This is a genomic window from Flammeovirgaceae bacterium (genome assembly GCA_015180985.1).
GTDB lineage: Bacteria > Bacteroidota > Bacteroidia > Cytophagales > Cyclobacteriaceae > UBA2336.
In genome coordinates, this window is record CP054185.1 from 1,007,389 (window position 1) to 1,030,005 (window position 22,617).

Genomic DNA, 22,617 nt, shown 5'->3' on the forward strand with positions numbered 1-22,617 from the left:
TTTTAACAAAAACCAAACGTGGCAAAAACCAAAACCCTTTTCTTCTGCCAAAACTGCGGGCACGAGTCGGCCAAGTGGATGGGCAAGTGCCCCTCGTGCAGCCAATGGAATACGTTTGTTGAAGAAGTAGTAAAAAAAGAACCGGCCGGAAAGGTTGATTGGAAAACCACGGAAGGTTCAAAGCGACAATCAAAGCCAACTCCGTTACAGGAAGTTAAAACAGGCACCGAGATTCGGCTGATAACACCCGATGCCGAACTGAACCGTGTACTTGGAGGAGGGATTGTTCCGGGCTCATTAATTCTTATTGGCGGTGAACCCGGTATCGGCAAATCAACATTGATGCTTCAACTCGCCCTGCAACTTTACCAGCTTAACGTGCTGTATGTTTCAGGCGAAGAAAGCGAGCAACAGATTAAAATGCGTGCCGACAGACTCACCCCCCTTAATCCCCCCTTGAGGGGGGACAAGGGGGGTGTTAACCTCTTTACCGAAACAAACACCCAAAATATTTTCCTGGCCATCCGGGAATTGAAGCCGGATGTACTGATCATTGATTCCATCCAAACACTCTACTCGGATTTATTAGACTCAACAGCCGGCAGCATCGGGCAGGTAAGGCAATGTGCCGGTGAGTTGATGAAGTTTGCCAAAGAAACCAATACACCGGTATTTCTGGTAGGCCACATCACCAAAGACGGCATGCTGGCCGGACCAAAAGTACTGGAGCACATGGTGGATACCGTGCTGCAGTTTGAAGGCGACCAGCACCTTGCATATCGGATTCTGCGCACAACAAAAAACAGGTTTGGCTCCACTTCCGAAATTGGTATTTATGAAATGCAGGGCAGCGGCCTGCGCGAAGTGTCCAACCCGTCTGAAATACTTATCTCACAAAAGGATGCTCCGTTAAGCGGAGCCACCATAGGCACAACTATTGAAGGCAACCGGCCGCTGCTCATTGAAATACAGTCACTCGTAAGCCCGGCTTCATACGGCACGCCCCAGCGTACACCCACCGGTTTTGACCATAAGCGACTGAACATGTTACTGGCTGTGCTGGAAAAGCGCTGCGGCTTCCGCATGGGTACGCAGGATGTTTTTGTGAACATGGCCGGTGGAATTAAAGTAGAAGATCCGGCTATTGACCTGGCCGTGTGCGTTTCCATTGTTTCATCGTTTGAAGAGTTGCCGGTGCCGGAAAAAACCTGCTTTGCTGCCGAGGTGGGCCTGGGCGGTGAACTGCGGGCCGTGAACCGCATCGAGCAACGCATTGCCGAAGCAGAGAAACTTGGTTTTACTAAAATTTATATTTCGAAATACAACCAGAAAACGTTTGATAACAAATCGATAAAAATTGACATACGATCGTTCGGAAAATTAACCGAGGTTTTTCAGGATTTGTTTGGCTGATGGGGGTTTACCCGTAATCTTTGCGCACGCAAAAACAGCAGTATGGAAACTTTCTTTACCCAAACGGTAGGCCTGCCCGAAAACTTTTTCAGCTACATCATCCTGCCGCTGCTCATTTTCATGGCGCGCATCATGGATGTGTCCATCAACACCATCCGCATCATTTACGTGTTGGGTGGACGCAGGCTAACGGCAACCGTCCTCGGCTTTTTTGAATCGTTTATCTGGCTGATGGCCATCCGCCAGATTTTTGAACACATGGACAACTGGGTGTGCTATGTGGCATACCCCGGAGGGTTTGCCATGGGCATTCTGGTGGGGATGATGATTGAAGAGCGCATCGCCTATGGCAAAGTAATCGTGCGGATCATCACCCGTAAAGATGTGAGTGAGTTAATCGATTTTATCACTAAAAATCAGTTTCGTTACACACGCGTTGCCAGTGAAGGACTTGATGGCCCCGAGAGCCTGGTGTTTACCGTACTGCCCCGCGAAAACCTGGAGAATCTGCTCGGTAAGATGAAAGAAATTTTGCCAACTGCTTTTTACACGGTTGAAAAAGTGAACCGCGCAGCCGATACCGGTGCTGTTGTACAAGAAAGTACACGCTGGAGCATTGCCAGCTGGCTGAAGGAACGAAGAGGGGTCTAGTTTTTTACGAACCTCCAGACTTTCCGGCTGTGTGAGGTTTGTATGATGGCCAGGTAAACACCAGGAGGCAACGGGCGCACGTCCAGTATACCCGGCAGGTGAAGAATTCTGTTATTAATCAGAGTCTTGCCAGTAACATCAGTAATCAGTATGCGCGTGGGTGATTGAGTTCTTCCGTCAAGCCTGAGAAAATCGGTTACCGGGTTGGGATAGACTTCAATATCTGCCAAATCGTTTTCTGTTTCATCTGTTCCGGTTATGATTTCAGGCGGGTACAGGTCGCGGGTATAGAACAGGTAATTGATGTCGTACCCGTAAAGTCCGGAGTTGGTGCACGATCCTCTTACACTGATCACATACGGCAAGTCGCGTTCAATGGCCGGATGATGCGTAAGGGTTAGTAGCCCGACTTTTATGGAGCCGCCCAGCGAATCGTAGGTAGTAAACGACAACACGTTGTTAGGGTGATCAATTAGATCGGAGTAAACATTCAGGGCGATAGCTGCTGGATCGCCCTCTGTTTCAAAAATTACTTTCACCACTTTGCTTTCAGACGCGGGCACATAAACACGATTGTTTTCGTCAAGATTGGCTTTGTCGGAGATGGTTCCGGTAAAGGGGTCATCGGTAAGCGTTATCTGCACATAGTGCAGAACGGACGCAACCAGCACAGCCTGATCGTTTACTTTACGGAATAAGCGGGTGTAAACCGGAAACAGGTAGGCGCCAAGGTTACCTGGTTTTGAAATGGAGTGTCCCAGGTGATCAATCCGTTATGGGCATTGATGCTGAAATTTTCAGGTATGCGCAACGGGAAACTATTTACAGGGATGCTGTACGAGAAGAACAGGTCATCCGTATTAGCACGAGCAACGGATAAGGACAGCGGCAGACCGCCTTTGGCCAGCATATACGGTTCGGCCAGCAGTTCACCGGTCGACTCAAAGTCATTGAATGGGTCAAACACAATCAGGGTTTCCAGTGTAAGCGGGGTATTGGCCGAATTGCTGACGTTAATAATCCCTTCCAGCAGGTTGGTTTCGGAATAGGAAATAATGTAAACACCCGGACTGGCGTAGGTATGCACGTAAGTAAACGTGGCCATGCCGATACCGGGCCCCAAATCGGGCCGCGCGATGGACGGAGTTTCAGGTATAAGGATGAAGTTGCCGTCTCCCAAATCCAATATATCGCCATCTCCGCCAAACAAAATTGCCGACCCGGTATTGGTGTAAACGGTAAGTTTTATCTCGGTTTGCAGGTTAAGCGGGTTGAGGCGTTTGGCCGAAATGTAGCCGTAGCGGAGGTGGGTGGCAACTACAGGGTTAAAAAGGATAATTAATAAGATGATGCCGGTAACCTTTAACATTTACCAATTTTGGTCTTTAGGAAAAAACGCCTTTCAGCGCATTTTATTTTTAAAGGGTCAAAAATTTTACTCAATGGCAATCTTCCTGACCTCATCCCTGCCGTACAGAACAGGGAAATACATCCATTCGATTTTTGCCGGGTTTAACGTATAGTTCCCCTTAAAACGCGGAATAAGGTCTATCTCAAATGTATAAGGCCCCGCATGGAGGTTTTCGCAATAAATTCGTGTTTCGTGCCAATCATATTCACGATAAACTTCACCGTTTTTCCGGCTTTGTGATTTTGATTGATAAGAACATCCTGCCGGGATCGGAACATGAATCATTACGTACTCAGCGTCTTTTTTTACGTCTACATTTATTTGAAGTGTGACAGGTTTTCCGGTTTTTAATTTCTTTTCTTTATTTTTCCATTTTGTAATTATGATCAAATCATTTTTTACAGGTTTTGGATTTGTGTTCCAGATTGTTTCGTAAGCTGTGAAGTAAACCGGCTCCTCTCCTGTTTTTTTGACATCGATAAGTTGTATGTTGTCCAATTCTTTTTCAAAAGGAAATCGTGTAATTGAAACAGAATAATCGCCCGAAATAACTAATTCAGGCTTGGAATGATTTTGTGCTCGTTGCAGAGCGGGTAACAAAACTTCAATTATTCGGGCCGACTCATAGGTGTTGCGCCAAGTTCGGTTACGTTTCTCCAAAAAGTAGTTTCTGATTTTAACCAGGCTGTGGTCATCGGGATTTTTCTTTTCCAGCATCTGATAAACTATCAGGGTGTTATCGATGTCATTATCCCACAGCGATTTCTTTTCTTCACCCCAATAGTAATTTCCCTTCAGCGTTTCTTTTCGCTGACTGGTAATCCAACTCCAGTCGGGTTCTTTACCGGTTAATTGATTTAGTTGCATAGTAAGAAGCCGGTAATGCATTTTGTAATTTTTACCTCTTCCCAACGTATCAGTGAGCGGATTTATAAATACCTTTTCGCCTGCTTTAAGCAAATAAATCCATCGATTGAGTGAGAGGTTGTTGTCCAAAAAGTTTTCTTCGGTTAAGTATTTATACAGCGCTCTTTTATCATAGGGAACATTAATGGCGAGTCGTTCTGCCCATAACAAGGCTTCGGCAACATGAAGCGTGATCCATAATGAACTTTTACCACCTGACCACCAACTCCAACCCCCGTCTTTATTCTGTTTAGAGACCAATTTTTTTATCACTTTTTCAACCGACTGGGCATGTTCGAATTTTTGTTTACGGTAATTACGGATTGTTTTTTCAGCAAGCAGTGCTATTAATTTTGAGGCTAATTGCTCGTTACATTCATAAGGGTATGTTTTCAGGGCTTCAATTTCATCAATCAACACATCAAGCACATCAGCATGAGCACGTATAATCAATGATTTAACAGGGTGATCAAAAGTTAACCTGAAAGTGGTATCATAAGGCAACGCGGTAAAAATGCCCCGCGATTCGCTGGTACCCACTGGTAACACGTGTAACTTTCTGAGTTCTCCATCAACATACTTGTTGTGAGTTATTTCATACGAAATGCGCAGACTATCATCAGTCCCGTAAAGCATGATTGAGTCGAGCATAGAGTTTTTGATATACCTGTGTTCCGTTAAGTAGGTCTTACCATTAATCTGAATGCGCTTTGCAAGATTTAAAGAGTCATATGAGTAATTGGTTACTTTGCCAATAGCCCATGCTGTATCTCCAGCAATTAAAAAATGCGGAATGCTCAACTGAGCAATGAGTGGCTTAAAGGATTGAATCTGTGCTGTGGCTGATCCGGTTCTTCTTTTTGATGCCATTGCCAGTGCCTGAACATTCCAGCCGGTTATGTCATCCGGGAAAATTGTTGTAAATCTTGCCTGGCCCGATTTGTCCGTCCGAAGACGTGGCTGCCAGAATGCGTAGTCCCTGAAGTTTTTTCGAATGGAGTTCCCGGGAGAACCTGCGTCTGCGACAAGTAAAGACTCCTGCTTGATTATCTTCATTTGAAGCAATTGATCTTTTGTTATACCAGGTTTGGTTGAAATTAACACCACACCATTAGTTGCCTGATGACCGTACCTGAAAACAGCTTCATCTCCTTTCAGTATCTCGATAGCCGTTATTTGAGACGGGTCAATGCTCATCAGTGGGGTAATGATGCCATCAACAATGATCAGTGCGTTATTCGCTGATAATGATGAAAGCCCTCTTATACGGACAGTAAGTGAATCGGCTGAACCAGGCACACCCTTTACAAAACCCTGTAATTGATTGACAGATGAAACTGCGTATCCCATCGACTTGCCAGCCCGGTTAAGCCCTGCTGCTGTTACGACTACTTCACTTAACTGTGTAACATCAGAAAATAACTGAGCATCAATTGTTGCCCGATCGCTAGTGTTGATTTCCTGAGTTTGCAACCCAATAAATGAGAAGATTAATGTTGCATTGAAGGGTACATATAGCCTGTAATTTCCGTCTAAATCCGTAACGGTTCCAATTGTTGTTCCTTTAACAAGTACGTTTACACCGGGCAATGGACTGCCATCCTCCCCGGAAATTACCAGGCCGGTTACCCACCTGCCGCCTGAAAAAGTTTGCCCTTCGGTTGTTTCCCGATAGTATAATTCGCGGATGCTTTGCGCTTCCCTTTTACGGTCGGGCTCCAGGTAATTACTTTGCTTAATCCACTGATCAACTATTGATATAATACCCTCGCTGAACTTATCAGCCTCAAAAAATAGCTCATCACCCAGGTTGTAATAGGTGGTGCCATAAGGTTTTACAAAAACAGGTTTTGGTTTTAAGTACCGGTGGTCATCAAAAATTATCACAACCTGGTATAATCCGGGTATAAGGGGACCAAGGTCACGATGGGTTGGCGGAAAAATGTAGTACTCATCCGGGTTATCCAAATTAAGAACATAAGTGGCAAGTTTCTTAATTTTTAACGTATTGTGATTTTGCTGAACAGAAAGTCGTCCAACCCGTTTGCCCACAGGATTTGTATCCGGATACTTTCTTTGCAGGGTTAGCTTTGGCTCCAGGCTTCTCCAGTAGGCCTGGATGCGATTTTCTGTGAAAGCCAGGTCTTTAAACGAATAACTCAACTGGTGAAAGCCGAGGTATCGGGGTATTTTTTTTGGGGAAGGCGTACGATCAACTACGCCCGATCTGAAACTATATTCAGACATGGCCTTGAAGGGAAACGTCAGTTCAAAATCAGATTTAAATGTAACCCACCCAGGAAATAGCGGCCCGGCCAGGTATTTTGAAGAATAGTATGAAAGGCCCGGTTCGAAAAGATTAAAATTAGATCCTTGCTGAAGGTAGGCATGTTTTAAGCCAGCCGGGCGGTTAACCCAGATTAGATGTTGAGTAATTCCTTCATACTCATCGGAAGATAATTTTAGAGGCATTTTGATAACGGTGGCGTATGCTGGCAGCCGATCCAGGTCCACACTCATGATAAGTTTCTTACCATTCATGATTGGTGGTTTGTTTAAAATAATAAGTTGATCCAGCAACCGGATGGCTATCTGATTGGGGTAGTCATCAACCCTGAATGAATAGGGCTGTAGTGTTTCAACCCGATGAAAGTATTTGAGAACTTTATCGAAATATATGTAATAGACAGGCTGCACTTCTCCATTTCGTACTACAAATGGTGCAATCTCTGTCGTATTTTCGTCTGTTGAAGAATACACGATAAATCCACCATTCCTGGGATAAATGAATTGATAATAAGTAATGCTATCAAGCCTCAATCGTTCTCGCCAGAAATGGTAAAGCAGTTTCTGACGTAGTACTGGCGTTTTAGCACTGCCGGTATAAAATTCATTAAAGTATTTTCTGGGTTTAAACTTTTCAAAGCTGGGCACTGCTGAATGATTCTTCTCACCGAACTTTTTGGTGATGGCATAAACAGTAAGGTCGGCATCAGGCACCGGATTATTAAGTGCATCTTTTACACTTACTGATAAGTCAATCGATTGCCCTGGAAAAACAGTAGCGGGTTTTGTAATGCTAACAGCAAGGGATTTTTGATGAAAGAGCAAATCATAATTTTGTTGCTGGGGTTTTCCGGCCCAAATGTATTGAATTGACAAATAATAGCGTTGGTCTTTGTCTGTTCTCAACCGTATATCAAGGGTTGTGTCATTGCCTTGAAAAGTGATTGTATTGTTTTTGAAAAGCTGGTAACGAAACTGAAGTTTTCGGGGATTCAAAACAGCTATTGAAAGGCTGTCTGCTGTGCGGTTTCCCACTACCTGCAGTAAATCATTTTGAGCGGCTAAATTGAAAATCTTTAGAATTTTACCCCCCTTTTCAAAATAATATAGTTCACCGTATGGCTCCACCCTTTCTTCATGGGGCAGTTTAATTGACTTCTTACGAAGGATATTTTCATTTTGACCTATGATCAGCATTTGTAAGCTATCAGCAGGTCCGTTAACGATTAGCTTTTCATCCGATAGTTTTACATCCAAACTGCTGTCACCATCATAAATCAGTTCAAGCTGTTTTGATTGCCATTCATTTTCTGCGTTTGTGAAAGTGGCCGTCACCAGGTAGCTTATTGATGCTTCTGGGTAAATAGAATCAGGCAAAATGATTTTTGTGTCGCCCACGGGTTCGAGTTTGAATGTATATTTCCATAATGTGTCTGGTATGAAAATTAATTTTTTAAAATATTGCTGAACCGTTTTTGTTGTTACAACTACCTCACAACGTATATCGAATAAGGGCATATCATTGGTATCCGTAGCCTTAAGCAACAGCACGGCCGGTTTTGTTGATACATTGGCTGGTGATTCTTTAAGTGTATATACGTTTTGCTTTAATTCGTATTGTTCAAACCTGAACTGATCCCCGGGATAATTGTTATCGGTATTGTCGTCAAGCTCTACATAATAGTCATGATCAAGCAACAATTTCAGGCTGTCATTAAGAACTGCTTCAAATGAATAGGCGCCTTTCCGATAAGGTTTAATTTGTCCGATAGTTTTCCGCTTGGTAGGGTACGATCTGTAATTCGTTAGGTTTACATTAAAATCTTTGTTGACAGGCCTCCCCCTTCTTGTAGTAATGAAAGCTTTAAACCGCAAGGTGTCACCAGGCTTGTACTTCGGCTGGCTTAATACCATATAACCCTTGAATGTCTTACCTTCAAAAGACCTTCTGATTCTGTAATATATACCCGGTGGCTGTGCATGTTGATACTTAATCAAGCCTCTGATTAAATTAATCGGATATGCGACTATTGAATAAAGATGATTTATCGGGAAGGTGCTTCTTACTCGTTTGGCAAAAGTGTTGTGGTAACGTCTGCTTAAGAAAAAGAAATTGAGATGCCCGTTATGTTCAACTCTGACCAAACCTTGCCTGTTTGTTTTCGGAAGCCTGTAGACCCTCATCGACTTATCAAATGGAATGACTTTATTGCCAATGACTGGTTTTAGCAACTCCAGCTCAAAACCATGCTTGTCTGTAAGTATCAACTGCAAATCACGGCCGTTACTTAGTGCATGATAATCAACGTTATTTTCTGACGTTAATTCACTTTGAAACTGGTTGCCGACCGTTTTCACAAACAAGTAATGACCCACAGGCAGTTTTTTTGTATAAACTGAATCGATGTGATGGAGGTCGTGTAAAGTATGGAAGAAAGATATGGGAATGATCCTGTCGGGTTTGGAGTATATTTTCTCCGCCTCTTTATCAGATATTTTATAAATGAAAACTTGACTGCTGGTTATGCGGATATTACCAACATCCTGACTCCTTCCAACGAAAGAGCACCCAATCAATAGCCAAAGTATTCTTTTCATAATTTATGCCTCGACCGCAGTCCTCCACTATGTAAGATAAGAATTGTGCAGCCTCTTGTAAATGCGCCTGACTTGATTTCTTCAACAACAGCCCAAAATAGTTTGGCAGTATACACCTTATCCAAGAGTACTAGCCAATTTCTTTCAGCTTTCATAATAAATGTGCGTAGATCCCCGGAGACCTTAGCATACCCTCCGTGGTGATAAGAAGTCAACACGCTCCAGTTTCCATACTCAATCGAAGAGTATTTTTTTATATCCGAAACAAGAAAATCCCCACCTTTTAAAACTGAAACACCCAGCAGGCACTTCTCTTTACCCACCCCCCTAACCAACCCCGCCAGCGTGCCGCCCGTGCCCACCGCGCAGCAAAGGTAATCGAAGTCATTTCCCAGGGTTTGGGCAAACTCCTCCACGCCTTTTACGGCCAGTTCGTTGGTGCCCCCTTCGGGTATCAGGTAAAAATCGCCAAACCGGTCATGAAGTTCATTAATAAATGCAGGTTCGTGCTTGTGCCTGTACGCTTCGCGCGAAACATAGTGCAGGCGCATGCCGCACAGCCGGGCAAACGTTAAGGTTGGGTTTAAGGGCAAAGTTTCTTCACCGCGGATGATGCCGATGCTTTCATGCCCCAGCTCCTTTGCCGCAGCGGCCGTTGCATAAATGTGGTTTGAATAAGCGCCCCCAAAAGTGAGGAGTGTTTTCTTTCCCAGGCGCTGTGCCTCGGCCAGGTTGTATTTCAGTTTCCACCATTTGTTGCCCGAAACATAAGGATGGTTCAAATCCTCGCGCTTCATCAGAACACGCACTCCTGCTTTGTCGAACATGGTATCGTGAATTTCCTGAATAGGTGTGGGTGTGTAGCGCAACATCTGACAGCTAGTGTCTTGCAAATTACACAAACGTTTCAGGAGAGTTATTCATCCATTACCTTGTCCTGGAAACCCCCTCTCCGTTGGAGAGGGGGTTTGGGGGTGAGGTCAAATGGAAAACTATTTCAAAGGTCGTGGCTCACAGCTAAAAACCGAAAACCGGTTTTTGAAGGCGCACTATGTTGCTGCGCATGTGGAAGGGTTGGATGAACCCTTGCTATCTTCTCCGGAAACACAGCTCTTTTTCGAAAATTCAAAAACCGTTGTTAATAAGGTTAATAGTCCGGATTTGGGTATGGCCTGGTCGCTCAACCCGTACCAGGGCTGTGAGCACGGATGTGTGTACTGCTACGCACGCAACACACACGAGTATTACGGCTTTAGTGCTGGCATTGATTTCGAGAGTCGCATTATGGTGAAGCGGAACGCTCCGCAGTTGCTTGAAAAATTTCTGCTGAAACCAGACTGGCAACCGGTGCCCATCAGTGTTTCAGGCAATACCGATTGCTACCAGCCCGTTGAGCGAAAATTGAAAATTACCCGCGGGCTGCTGAACGTTTTTGCCACGTACCGCCATCCGGTTGGCATGATTACGAAAAACAGCCTTATCCTTCGGGATCTTGATTTACTAAAAGATCTGGCTTCCGATAACCTGGTGCATGTGTACATTTCCATAACCACTTTGAATGAAGACTTAAGAAGAGTGATGGAACCCCGAACCGCCAGCGCGGTGAAGCGACTGAAAACCATTGAAGCGCTTGCAGCAGCCGGGGTTCCGGTAGGGATCATGAATGCACCCATCATTCCCGGATTGAATCATCACGAAATCCCTGCCGTGATAAAAGCGGCTGCCGACCACGGTGCACTCGCTGCCGGCATGACGGTTGTTCGATTAAACGGAGCAATAGGCAAAATTTTTGAGGACTGGCTGCAAAAAAATTTTCCGGATCGGTTTACTAAAGTGTGGAACCAGGTATGCTCGCTGCATGGAGGATCCGTAAATGATTCAAAGTTCGGCAGGAGAATTAGCGGTGAAGGGAATATCGCAGCGGCTATTCACCAGTTGTACCGGGCTGCAAAGAAAAAATATCTTGCCGGCAGAACCATGCCCCCGATTAATTTAACCAAATTCAGAAGAGGCGGGAGTCTTAACCTGTTTGAAACGTTATAGACTTATATCAATCTGGCCATCTAACAAATCATCAAACCCTTCAGCCTCCCGTATCAGTTTCGTCTCGTTATTGATTATGAGTGCTTCGGCTGGGCGCAGACGAGAGTTGTAGTTGGAAGCCATTGAAAACCCGTAGGCCCCAGCATTTTTAATGGCCAGTATATCCCCTTCGCGAACCTCATTCAACTTTCGGTCGGCACCCAGGGTATCGGTTTCGCATATATAACCCACCACCGTGTAAAGTTTTTGTTCTCCAGACGGATTGGAAATGTTTACAATGTGGTGGTATGCATCGTACATCATGGGGCGCAGCAAGTGGTTCAGTCCTGTGTTTACACCAACAAACGTTGTTGAAGGTGTACTTTTTACAACCGTTACTTTGGCAAGCAAAACGCCCGCTTCGCTTACAATAAATTTTCCGGGCTCAAACCACAGTTCCAGTTTGCGGCCGTATTGTTTGCAAAACGCATTGAACGACTCAGTAAGTTTTATGCCCAGGTCGAAAACATTGGTAACGGTATCGCCTTCTTTGTAGGCCACTTTAAAACCGCTGCCAAAATCAATAAACTTCAGGTCGGGAAAATCGCGGGCCACGCTGAAAAAAATATCGGCCATCTTCAGAAACACGTCCGTTTCGGTAATGTCAGAGCCGGTATGAATGTGCAGCCCGTTAACCCGGATGTTGTACTGATTTACTACCTCCATAATTTGCGGAAGCTGGTACACGGAGATTCCGAACTTCGATTCGCTGTGACCTGTGGATATTTTAATATTGCCACCGGCAAGGATGTGCGGGTTTAACCGGATGGAGCAGGGATAGGAACTCCGGTATTGCGATCCGAATTTTTTCAGGTACGATAGGTTATCAATGTTAATGGTGAGGCCTAGTTTAACGGCCTCTTCAATTTCGCTGAAGTCGGCACAGTTGGGCGAAAACATAATTTCTGCAGGTAAAAAACCGGCTTTCAACGCCAGGTGAACTTCCTGTATGGAAACAGCATCGGCACCGGCTCCGTGCTTTTGCAGCAAGCGTAAAACAGAAAGATTGGACAACGCCTTGATGGCGTACTTAATCTTCACATCGGAATTGGAAAAAACGGTGCGAAGGGTTTTTAGCTGGTGAATGATTTTTCCGGCATCGTAAACATACACCGGTGTACCAAACCGCTCAGCAATGGTAGCAACGCGTACATCCTGAATAACATAGTGCCCGTCTTTCAATTCCATACCGGTACAAAGTTCAAATATACTTTCCATACCCGACTTGAACAGCGGGATTGCTTATTTTTGAAGATGGAGTTGTTTTACCGGGAGTACGGAAGCGGACGTCCGCTGATCATTCTGCACGGGCTGATGGGCTCATCGGATAACTGGTTGCCCCAGGCTAAAATGTTGGGTGAACACTACCACGTGTATGTAGTTGACCAGCGCAACCACGGGCAATCGCCACACAGCGAGGAGTTCAATTACCATGTATTGCAGGAAGATATCCATGCATTTATCCATCAGCATAACCTGAATAACCCAGTTATATTGGGGCACTCCATGGGAGGTAAGGCAGCCATGAATTTTGCACTCGCTTATCCTGATAAACTGAGTGCGCTGATTGTGGTTGACATTGCTCCCAAGGCGTACGAAGTTCGTCACGATTATATTGTTGAAGGACTTAAAGCTGTGCCTATTGATACCATTCAATCCAGAAATGAAGCCGATGAAGCATTATCGCAACACGTTGCCAGTCCTGCGGTGCGACAGTTTTTGCTTAAAAACTTAATGCGCAAACCCCAAGGTGGCTTTGCCTGGCGCATTAACCTGGAAGTAATTGATAAAAATCTGGAAACGATAGGCGGGACACTATTGCATGAAGACATTTTCGAAAAGCCGACACTCTTTATCAGGGGCAGTAAATCCGATTACATCCTTGATGAGGACAGGCCCGGTATCAAGAAAATTTTTCCGAATTCAACGTTAGTAACACTGGACACCGGCCACTGGGTACAGGCCGAAAAACCGGCCGAGTTTGTTGAAGTGGTCTTAAACTTTCTTCATGACTAAGCCGGGCACTTTATTCCTTATACCTAACGTCATCGCAGAAGGAACAGCAGATGAGGTAATCCTTCCCGGAGTAAAACAAGTAATAAAGGGTATTCAGTATTTTCTGGCGGAAGATATCCGTACGGCCCGAAGATTCGTTAGCAGCCTGAAGGTTTTTGATTCGGTGGAAGCGCTGCAATTCAGTGTACTCAATAAGGATACTGATGCGGCTGAATTGAACAACTTACTGAAGCCGCTGATCAATGGCAACGACATGGGGATTATTACCGAATCGGGCTGCCCCGGTGTGGCTGACCCCGGTGCATTGGCGGTGGCGTTTGCCCAGCAGAAAAATATTCGGGTGGTACCGCTGGTGGGGCCCTCTTCCCTGTTGCTTGCGCTGATGGGGTCCGGCCTCAACGGCCAGCAGTTTTCTTTTCATGGATACCTGCCTGTCCAGCGGGCAGATCGGGAGAAGGCCATTGCCGATTATGAAAAAGACTCGCGAAAGAAAGGAGTTACGCAGATTTTTATTGAAACACCGTACCGGAACAACCAGGTGTTCGAATCGTTTCTTCATACACTGGCAGGCGATACGTTGTTGTGTGTTGCCGTTGACATTACCGGCCCTGCCGAATCAATCAAAACCAGGAAGGTTTCTGAATGGAAAAAGCACAAAACCGAGTGGCCTAAACTTCCGGCTGTTTTTCTGTTTTTAGCCCGCTGAGTAATGTTTTTTTGTTTTACGGGCATTCATCTAAATTTGCCGACTTATTTAAAATAATTTAACCCACATGCCTTATTTGTTTACCTCAGAATCTGTATCGGAAGGTCATCCGGATAAAGTAGCTGACCAGATCTCGGACGCGTTGATTGACTATTTTCTTGCCTACGACCCCAATTCGAAGGTGGCCTGCGAAACGTTGGTAACTACAGGGCAGGTGGTACTGGCCGGTGAGGTTAAGTCGGAAGCGTACCTCGATGTGCAGGATATTGCCCGTGAGGTTATCCGAAAGATTGGTTATACCCGAAGCGAATACATGTTTGAAGCGAACTCGTGCGGAATTTTTTCTGCCATCCACGAGCAATCACCCGATATTAATCAGGGTGTGGAACGGAAGAAAAAAGAAGATCAAGGGGCTGGCGATCAGGGTATGATGTTTGGCTATGCCACCAACGAAACGGACAATTACATGCCGCTTCCGCTTGAAATTGCACACTCGTTGTTGCGCGAATTGGCGGCCATCCGAAGAGAAGGGAAACAAATGACGTACCTCCGACCGGATTCCAAATCGCAGGTAACCATAGAATACAGCGATGACAACAAGCCGCAACGAATTGACGCCATTGTTGTCTCTACTCAGCATGATGATTTCGATAAAGACGGCCCCATGCTGAAGAAGATTGAGGAGGATATTAAAACCATACTGGTGCCGCGGGTGATGAAAAAGTTACCGGGCCGCGTACAAAAACTCTTCAATGGTCAGATAAAATATTTCATTAACCCTACCGGCAAGTTTGTTATTGGCGGCCCTCATGGTGATACCGGGTTAACCGGCAGAAAGATTATTGTGGATACCTATGGTGGCAAAGGTGCCCATGGTGGTGGTGCATTTTCCGGTAAAGATCCCAGCAAGGTTGATCGTTCGGCTGCCTATGCAACACGCCACATTGCCAAAAACCTGGTAGCAGCCGAGGTTTGCGATGAGGTACTGGTACAGGTGGCCTATGCGATAGGCGTAGCGAAACCCGTAGGGCTTTACGTTAATACTTTCGGAACTTCCAAAGTGAAATTGAGTGACGGTGAAATTGCCAAACGCATTGAAAAGATTTTTGACATGCGTCCGTATTTCATCGAAAAGCGATTCAATTTGCGTTCACCGATTTACTCTGAAACGGCAGCCTATGGGCACATGGGCCGGGAACCAAAAAAAGTTGAAAAGATTTTCAACAAAGGCAAGCAAAACGAAAAACGCGTTACCGTTGAACTTTTCCCCTGGGAAAAACTTGACTATGTAGAGAAGGTAAAGCACGCATTTAAACTCAAATGAAAAAGGGCCTCAAGGCCCTTTACATTTTATACTCTTCCGTTCTTTACTTTAGTCTTAAACTTTTTCAATTGTGTCTTCAGCGCTTCGGTGGCCTGATCGGTGGCCGCTTCGAATGAACGGGCCTTTTCAGCGGCAAACAACTGGTTGCCGGGCAAATTCAGTTTTATTTCTACGGTTTTGTTTTCAACGCCTTCATTGTTCAGTCGAAGAAAAACCTCACCATCCACCATCCGGTCAAAATAGGTTTCCAACTTGTCAACTTTCTTCTGGATAAAGTTCACCAGCTTCTTGTCAGCATCGAAATGAATGGATTGCACTTTCAGTTTCATAATCGTAGAAATTTATTGTTGAACAAATAGTTTCAGGCTTTTGGGTGCGCCTGGTCGTACGCTTTTTTCAGTTTTTCAATTGAATTATGGGTATACACCTGGGTAGCGGCCAGGCTGCTGTGGCCGAGCAAATCTTTAACAGCGTTTATTTCCGCTCCTTTATTTAACAAATGGGTTGCATACGTATGGCGCAACACGTGGGGGCTGCGCTTATCGGCTGTTGAATTGGCATCCAGGTATTCTTTTACAATACGGTAAACCATCATCGGATAGCAAGGCTCACCTTTATCGGTTACAAAAAGAAAACCGTGCTTTTTTAGGGCTACTTCTTTATTGCGGATTTGCTGATACGTTTTGATTAGAGGAGTAATGGGTGCAGGAAAGGGGATAACCCGTTCCTTATTCCTTTTACCGAGTACCTTAACGGTTCCGTTACGGAGGTCAACCTGCGACTCCTTGAGTGTAATGAGTTCGGAAAGACGCATGCCCGTTGCATAAAAAAGTTCCAGGATAAGTTTATCGCGCCAGCCGGCATGCGAGTCTTCAAATTGAACGGTATCCAGCAGGCTGGCTATTTCTTTTTCCTGAATAAAAGAAGGCAGCCGTTTTTCGGTTTTCAGCACCCTGATTTTGAGCATCGGGTTTTTTGTAATAACCTGTTCGCGTAGCAGAAATTTGTAAAATGTTCGGAGGCTGGCGATCTTTCGGTTTACCGAGGTGGCTTTTGCTCCTTGTTCTACTACCTGAATTATCCATGAACGGATGACACCATAGTCAGCGTGCTCAGGCTTAAACTCCGGAAAAGTCAGGTTAATAAATTCAGTAAACTGTGCGAGGTCGGTTTGATAGGCTGTTAGCGTGTGTTTGCTTACCCGTTTCTCGAATTGCAGATAGTTTAAAAATGATTCAACCATACACAGGTCCCCTCAGGTACTCCAAGGTAAAAAATAATCCCCACTGTTATGTAACGGTGGGGATTGGTATAGGTTGGGAATAGCGGAAAGCGCGGGGCGCTTCAATCTATTGATTTTCCTGCATTTTCTGACGCTCGCGGTAGGCGGCACGGATAATTTCGTTGCGCCTGCGAACGGAAGGCTTTTCGAATGCCGTGCGGGCGCGTAACTCCTTCAGAATGCCGGTTTTTTCAAACTTTTTCTTGAATCGCTTAAGCGCCTTGTCAATGGATTCGTTTTCCTTAATGTTTACGATAATCATTGCTTTTGTTTTAGGGCTGCAAATATAGCGAAATGGCCTGCTAAATTGCAAAATCACTTCAAAATAGCCCTCGATATAACCAGCTTCTGTATTTCTGAGGTGCCCTCGCCAATGGTGCATAATTTGGCATCGCGGTAGTATTTTTCAGCCGGGAAATCCTTGGTGTACCCATAGCCACCAAAAATCTGCACACAATCATTGGCAATTTCTACAGCTACTTCTGACGCGTAGAGTTTGGCCATGGCCGACTCCTTATTCACATTTTGACCTTTGTTTTTTAACTCGGCTGCCCGATAGGTAAGCAGGCGGGCGGCTTCAATTTTTGTGGCCATATCGGCTAACTTAAACGAGATTCCCTGAAATTCGGAAATCGGACGGTTAAACTGATGGCGCTCTTTAGAGTATTTCAGGGCAGCTTCGAAGGCCCCCTGGGCAATGCCTAAACTAAGGGCAGCAATGGAGATACGCCCACCGTCAAGAACTTTCAAGGCTTGCACAAATCCTTCGCCTTCTTTACCCAGCATGTGTGACTGATGAATCCGGCAGTCGGTGAAGATGAGTTCGGCAGTTTCGGAGGCACGCATACCCAGTTTGTTTTCTTTCTTACCTGCAGAAAACCCTGGCGTACCTTTTTCAATAACAAAGGCCGTCATGCCATGCGAGTCACCCACAGAACCGGTTCTTACAATGACAACGGCCACATTACCCGATTTGCCATGGGTAATAAAATTTTTTGCTCCATTGATTATGTAATGATCACCATCCTTCACAGCCACCGTACGCATGTTGCCGGCATCCGAGCCTGTATTTGGTTCGGTTAACCCCCAGGCGCCAATCCATTCGCCTGTTGCCAGCTTTGGCAAATACTTGGCCTTTTGCGCTTCGTTACCAAATTGTAAAATGTGATTGGTACAAAGTGAGTTGTGGGCTGCCATGGAAAGACCGATGGAACCATCAATTTTTGCCAATTCGGCAATAGCAGTTACATACTCCAGGTAGCCGAAACCGGCACCTCCGTATTCTTCCGGAACTAAAACACCCATTAAGCCGAGTGTTCCCATTTTCCGAAAAAGATCAACCGGAAACTCCTGGCTTTCGTCCCATTCCATCATTTTCGGTTTGATTTCGCGCGATCCAAAATCGCGTACCATCTGTGCTACCATCCGCTGGTTTTCACTCTCGGCCAATTCAATGCCGTTATACATTTCTTCTGCAATTGCTCCCATACCGGTTTTGCCAATTTTAATTTGGGCTACGAAGGTAAAAATATTACGACCACCAAACGAATGTTAGTTTGTAAATTCTTCAATGAGTTATTCCCCATGGCCAAATCACTATTTTTGCCCTTCATTTTTAAAGATTATGAAGATAACCGTTGTTGGAACCGGGTATGTTGGGCTGGTAACGGGCACCTGCTTTGCCGAAACAGGCAATACGGTAACCTGTGTGGATATTGATGAGGAGAAAGTCAGGAAGCTATCCTCGGGTACGTTAACAATCTTTGAGCGCGGATTGGATAGCCTGTTCCATAAAAACATAAAATATGGAAGACTATTTTTTACAACCAGCCTTTCTGAAGGGGTTCGTGATGCCAAGGTGATTATGCTGGCACTGCCCACCCCGCCTGGCGAAGACGGCTCGGCCGATTTACAGTATGTGTTGAAAGTGGCTGAACAACTCGGGCCGCTCTTAACGGATTATACCGTGATTGTTAATAAAAGTACCGTACCGGTGGGTACTGCTGATTTGGTACGGGAACGAATTGCAAAAAATGCAAACGTTGAATTTGATGTTATCTCCAACCCTGAATTTTTGCGAGAAGGACTTGCCGTTGAAGATTTTATGAAACCAGAACGCGTGGTAGTGGGTACACGGTCAGAGCGGGCAAAAAAAATCATGGAACAGTTGTATGCACCTTTTACAAGGCAGGGCAACCCGATTATTTTTATGGACGAGCGTTCCAGTGAGTTAACAAAATATGCGGCCAACGCTTTTCTGGCTACCAAGATTACCTTTATGAACGAAGTTGCTAACCTGTGCGAACGGTTGGGTGCTGATGTTGATGCGGTACGTATTGGCATTGGTGCCGATAGTCGCATTGGTAAACGGTTTTTGTTTGCCGGCATCGGTTACGGTGGCAGTTGCTTTCCGAAAGATGTGCAGGCGTTAGCCAAATCGGCTCAACAGGCCGGATATGACTTTTCCATTCTTCAGTCAGTTATGTCGGTTAATGAACGACAGAAGGTGAGACTTGTAGAAATGATGGAACAGTTTTTTAAAGATGGTTTAATAGGAAAAAAGATTGCTTTATGGGGGCTGTCCTTCAAGCCGCATACAGACGATATCCGGGAAGCTCCTGCATTATACATAATCGATGTACTAAAAAAGAAGGGAGCTACTGTACACGTTCATGATCCGGAAGCTATGGAAAATGTAAAGCGTGTAATTGGTAATTCCGTTGAGTATGGCGATGAGCCTTACGATGTGTTAAAAGGAGCCGATGCCCTTTTAATTGCCACGGAGTGGCCGGAATACCGTACGCCCGATTTTGATAAAATGGCCACACTGATGAAACAGAAGGTTATTTTTGATGGGCGCAACCTCTATGATCTGGCAACAATTCGTGAACTTGGGTTTACTTATTTCAGTATTGGCCGAAAAAAAATAGTTCAATAAGTGAAGCGAAGCATACTTGTTACCGGTGGCGCAGGGTTTATAGGCTCCGCTGTGGTGCGCCTGCTTGTAAAAAAATACCCCGCTTACCAAATTGTTAACCTGGATAAACTTACCTATGCCGGTAACCTCGAAAACCTGCATGATGTTGAACAGGCTGATAACTATAGGTTTGTTCGCGGTGATATACTTGATGTTGAACTGATATTCCGGATATTTCATGATTACCTCATCGATGGTGTAATTCACCTGGCGGCCGAGTCACACGTTGATCGATCCATTCACAACCCGGACGAGTTTGCTCAAACGAACATTATCGGAACCATTCGTTTACTCCGGGCAGCACAAACCGCCTGGCATGGCAGTTATCAGGGCAAATTGTTTTACCATATTTCAACCGATGAAGTATATGGATCCATTGAGAACGGATATTTTACCGAAACAACAGCACTTGATCCACGCTCACCCTATTCGGCATCAAAAGCAGGCAGCGATCATTTTGTTATAGCATTTCATAACAGCTATGGCCTGCCGGCAGTTATCAGCCGGTGTTCCAACAATTACGGACCGTACCAGTTTCCTGAGAAACTGATACCCCTGATGATTAATAACATCCTTAACGGCAAACCGTTACCTGTTTACGGAAAAGGCGAAAACATCCGTGACTGGTTATACGTGGAGGATCACGCACGTGCTATTGATGCCATATTTCATAAAGGCCGGCCGGGCCACGTATATAATATCGGGGGCAATAATGAATGGAGGAATATTGATCTGGTAAAGTTGCTGTGCCAGATTATGGACAAAAAACTTAATCAACCAGCCGGCACGGCTGCCCGCCTGATTACGTTTGTCAAGGACAGACCGGGGCATGATTTACGATACGCCATTGACCCTTCAAAAGTGATCAGCGAAACAGGCTGGCGACCGGAGACCGATTTTGCAAAGGGCCTTGAATTGACGGTGGACTGGTACCTGGCTAACAGCGAGTGGCTTGCGCACGTTACATCGGGCGAATACTTGAAGTATTACGATAAAATGTACTCAAATCGTTGAAAAACAAATAGTTACAATTATGAAGGGCATTATCCTCGCAGGCGGTTCGGGTACCCGGCTTCATCCCATAACGCTGGCCATCAGCAAACAACTGATGCCCCTGTATGACAAGCCGATGATCTATTATCCGCTTTCGGTGCTGATGATGGCCGGCATTCGCGAAATCCTCATTATATCCACTCCACACGATTTACCCCTATTTAAAAAGTTACTGGGAGACGGCACCCATTTAGGCTGCGCTTTTTCTTATGCAGAGCAACCAAAACCGGAAGGTTTGGCACAGGCTTTTATAATTGGTGAACAATTTATCGGTAACGATACGGTGGCGCTGATTCTGGGCGACAATATTTTTTATGGTTCAGGATTCGGCCGCTTGGTTCAGTCATGCACCAACCCTGATGGCGGAATTATTTTTGCTTACCATGTTAATGATCCGGAGCGGTACGGAGTTGTTGAGTTTGATGCCGCTATGAATGCGTTAAGCATTGAGGAGAAACCAGCCAGGCCGAAATCGCAATACGCTGTACCCGGCTTGTATTTTTATGATAATAATGTAGTGCAGGTAGCCAAATCAATAAAGCCCAGCGCACGCGGTGAATTAGAGATAACCGAAGTAAACAACATTTACTTAAAGCAGGGTAAATTAAAAGTAGCCGTAATGAACCGGGGCACCGCCTGGCTGGATACCGGCACCTTTGATTCATTGATGCAGGCAGCCGTATTTGTTCAGGTTATTGAGCAACGGCAGGGGCTGAAGATCGGTTGTATTGAGGAAGTGGCTTACCGCATGAACTACATTAATCGCGAACAGTTGCTGGAACTTGCCAGGCCATTGGAAAAAAGCGGCTATGGCGAGTATCTGAAGGGCATTGTTTGAATCATTCCTGATAAATCACGTGCAGCAAGGTGTTGCCAACAGCCTGCAGTTTCTCTTTACTAATCAAATCCATATTGTCCTTGCGGGTATGGTGAAAGTCGCCAAAAAAACCAAGTTCAGGGTCGTAGCTGATGATGTTAATCATCGGAATTTTGGCAAACTCATTTACAAAAACATGATCATCCGTAATGCTCCCTTCTGTTTTATTAATGAAAATGTTTCCATAACCCAGGCGCGCTGCGGTTGACCATACTTTATTTACAATACCGGGTGCATATTCCATGGAATAACCCTCTTTAACAAAAACTGAGTTTTGCCCGCCAACCATATCGAGTAAAATGCCAAAGTAAGCTGAGTAGTTTGGTTTATGTTTGTTCTTCGACCAGTACTGCGACCCCAGGCACCACCACGAATGAAGATTTTTCGGCAACGGGTAATCCACTTGTTTACCGTACAGCGTTTCGGCTGTAGCCTGGTCAAACCCCCAGTCTTCACCATCAAATAGTATTAAATCAACGCCAACTGACGGAGGCGCTGCGGTATGCAGGGCACGCGCAATTTCTAGTAATACCCCTACGCCACTTGCCCCGTCATTGGCCCCGTCAAAATACCCGCGTGGCTTTTCGTTATCCTTATCTGAAAACGGGCGTGTATCCCAATGGGCAGCCAATAAAATCCGTTTCGAACGTTCAGGATAATATGAGGCGATGATGTTTCGTAAAGAAAGTTTCTGTTGATCATAAGTGGTGGCGGTAAATTCCTGCACGGTAACCTCAGCTCCGTATTGTTTCATCAGTGCAACAAAATAATTGCCTGCCTGGCGGTGTGCATTGGTGTTGGGTATGCGTGGCCCGAAAGCCACTTGCCGTTCAATGAAATAATAGGCTGAGTCGGAGTTGAATGCGGGTGCAGGGATGGTTTTTACAGGCTTTTCGCCAGTACCATTATTTTTATTTTCAGGCCCTGTTTTACACGAAAGCACCAATAAAAGTGCGCTCAAAGAAACTATTAAATAGAGGCGATTACGCAGCAACATTTTTTCAAGAGGCAAATGATTTTGCAAGTAATTCAAAA

The 22,617-nt window shown here is 45.2% G+C and carries 19 protein-coding genes; 9 read left to right on the forward strand and 10 right to left on the reverse strand.

Going from position 1 to position 22,617, the window contains the following annotated elements:
• The first annotated feature begins 18 nt into the window (after positions 1–18).
• The gene (gene radA, locus HRU69_04785) at positions 19–1,413 is read left to right on the forward strand and encodes a DNA repair protein RadA (protein QOI96850.1); all 1,395 of its coding nucleotides are present in this window, start codon (positions 19–21) and stop codon (positions 1,411–1,413) included.
• A gap of 42 nt (positions 1,414–1,455) precedes the next feature.
• A complete protein-coding gene (locus HRU69_04790) occupies positions 1,456–2,064 on the forward strand; it encodes a hypothetical protein (protein ID QOI96851.1) in 609 nt (202 codons plus the stop codon).
• Here HRU69_04790 and HRU69_04795 read toward each other — a convergent pair.
• From HRU69_04795 to HRU69_04810, 4 genes are all read right to left on the reverse strand, one after another.
• A complete protein-coding gene (locus tag HRU69_04795) occupies positions 2,061–2,735 on the reverse strand; it encodes a T9SS type A sorting domain-containing protein (GenBank protein ID QOI96852.1) in 675 nt (224 codons plus the stop codon). The two genes, HRU69_04790 and HRU69_04795, sit on opposite strands and share 4 nt — an antisense overlap.
• An 11-nt stretch (positions 2,736–2,746) precedes the next feature.
• Complete coding sequence (locus tag HRU69_04800; protein QOI96853.1) at positions 2,747–3,433, reverse strand: hypothetical protein; 687 nt, start codon at positions 3,431–3,433, stop codon at positions 2,747–2,749.
• A 66-nt stretch (positions 3,434–3,499) separates the two neighbouring features.
• Positions 3,500–8,581 carry a carboxypeptidase-like regulatory domain-containing protein gene (locus HRU69_04805; protein ID QOI96854.1) on the reverse strand — a complete coding sequence of 1,694 codons (5,082 nt, stop codon included), beginning with the start codon at positions 8,579–8,581 and terminating at the stop codon, positions 3,500–3,502.
• 680 nt (positions 8,582–9,261) lie between these two features.
• Entirely contained in the window at positions 9,262–10,137 is an 876-nt protein-coding gene (locus HRU69_04810; GenBank protein ID QOI96855.1) for a 1-aminocyclopropane-1-carboxylate deaminase/D-cysteine desulfhydrase, read from the reverse strand.
• 112 nt (positions 10,138–10,249) lie between these two features.
• Between HRU69_04810 and HRU69_04815 the strand changes: the two genes are divergently transcribed.
• Complete coding sequence (locus tag HRU69_04815) at positions 10,250–11,308, forward strand: PA0069 family radical SAM protein (protein ID QOI96856.1); 1,059 nt, start codon at positions 10,250–10,252, stop codon at positions 11,306–11,308.
• On the opposite strand, the gene lysA is transcribed toward HRU69_04815, so the two are convergent.
• Positions 11,303–12,535, reverse strand: coding sequence for a diaminopimelate decarboxylase (lysA, locus tag HRU69_04820; protein QOI98825.1), 1,233 nt, complete (start codon positions 12,533–12,535; stop codon positions 11,303–11,305). The genes HRU69_04815 and lysA overlap by 6 nt on opposite strands.
• Before the next feature lie 66 nt (positions 12,536–12,601).
• Between lysA and HRU69_04825 the strand changes: the two genes are divergently transcribed.
• From HRU69_04825 to HRU69_04835, 3 genes are all read left to right on the forward strand, one after another.
• Complete coding sequence (locus HRU69_04825) at positions 12,602–13,363, forward strand: alpha/beta fold hydrolase (protein ID QOI96857.1); 762 nt, start codon at positions 12,602–12,604, stop codon at positions 13,361–13,363.
• Complete coding sequence (locus HRU69_04830; protein ID QOI96858.1) at positions 13,356–14,069, forward strand: SAM-dependent methyltransferase; 714 nt, start codon at positions 13,356–13,358, stop codon at positions 14,067–14,069. Before HRU69_04825 ends, HRU69_04830 begins: the two co-directional genes overlap by 8 nt.
• A 67-nt stretch (positions 14,070–14,136) precedes the next feature.
• Positions 14,137–15,393, forward strand: coding sequence for a methionine adenosyltransferase (locus tag HRU69_04835; protein QOI96859.1), 1,257 nt, complete (start codon positions 14,137–14,139; stop codon positions 15,391–15,393).
• Between the two features lie 26 nt (positions 15,394–15,419).
• Here the strand turns inward: HRU69_04835 and raiA are convergent, their stop codons facing one another.
• The 4 genes from raiA to HRU69_04855 form a co-directional block, all read right to left on the reverse strand.
• A complete protein-coding gene (gene raiA / locus HRU69_04840; GenBank protein QOI96860.1) occupies positions 15,420–15,722 on the reverse strand; it encodes a ribosome-associated translation inhibitor RaiA in 303 nt (100 codons plus the stop codon).
• 32 nt (positions 15,723–15,754) lie between these two features.
• Positions 15,755–16,636 carry a tyrosine-type recombinase/integrase gene (locus HRU69_04845; protein ID QOI96861.1) on the reverse strand — a complete coding sequence of 294 codons (882 nt, stop codon included), beginning with the start codon at positions 16,634–16,636 and terminating at the stop codon, positions 15,755–15,757.
• Between the two features lie 106 nt (positions 16,637–16,742).
• A complete protein-coding gene (locus HRU69_04850; GenBank protein QOI96862.1) occupies positions 16,743–16,937 on the reverse strand; it encodes a 30S ribosomal protein S21 in 195 nt (64 codons plus the stop codon).
• A 53-nt stretch (positions 16,938–16,990) separates the two neighbouring features.
• Positions 16,991–18,142 (reverse strand): acyl-CoA dehydrogenase, encoded by a 1,152-nt coding sequence (locus HRU69_04855; protein ID QOI98826.1) that lies wholly within the window; start codon positions 18,140–18,142, stop codon positions 16,991–16,993.
• A gap of 157 nt (positions 18,143–18,299) precedes the next feature.
• On the opposite strand from HRU69_04855, the gene HRU69_04860 reads away from it, so the two are divergent.
• From HRU69_04860 to rfbA, 3 genes are read left to right on the forward strand one after another with little or no spacing between them, the layout of a single operon-like run.
• Positions 18,300–19,613, forward strand: a complete 1,314-nt coding sequence (locus HRU69_04860; GenBank protein QOI96863.1) for a UDP-glucose/GDP-mannose dehydrogenase family protein — start codon at positions 18,300–18,302, stop codon at positions 19,611–19,613.
• Positions 19,614–20,666, forward strand: a complete 1,053-nt coding sequence (gene rfbB, locus HRU69_04865; protein ID QOI96864.1) for a dTDP-glucose 4,6-dehydratase — start codon at positions 19,614–19,616, stop codon at positions 20,664–20,666.
• A 19-nt stretch (positions 20,667–20,685) separates the two neighbouring features.
• The gene (rfbA, locus tag HRU69_04870) at positions 20,686–21,543 is read left to right on the forward strand and encodes a glucose-1-phosphate thymidylyltransferase RfbA (GenBank protein ID QOI96865.1); all 858 of its coding nucleotides are present in this window, start codon (positions 20,686–20,688) and stop codon (positions 21,541–21,543) included.
• Position 21,544: 1 nt separating this feature from the next.
• Here the strand turns inward: rfbA and HRU69_04875 are convergent, their stop codons facing one another.
• Entirely contained in the window at positions 21,545–22,579 is a 1,035-nt protein-coding gene (locus tag HRU69_04875) for a M28 family peptidase (protein ID QOI96866.1), read from the reverse strand.
• Positions 22,580–22,617 lie beyond the last annotated feature (38 nt).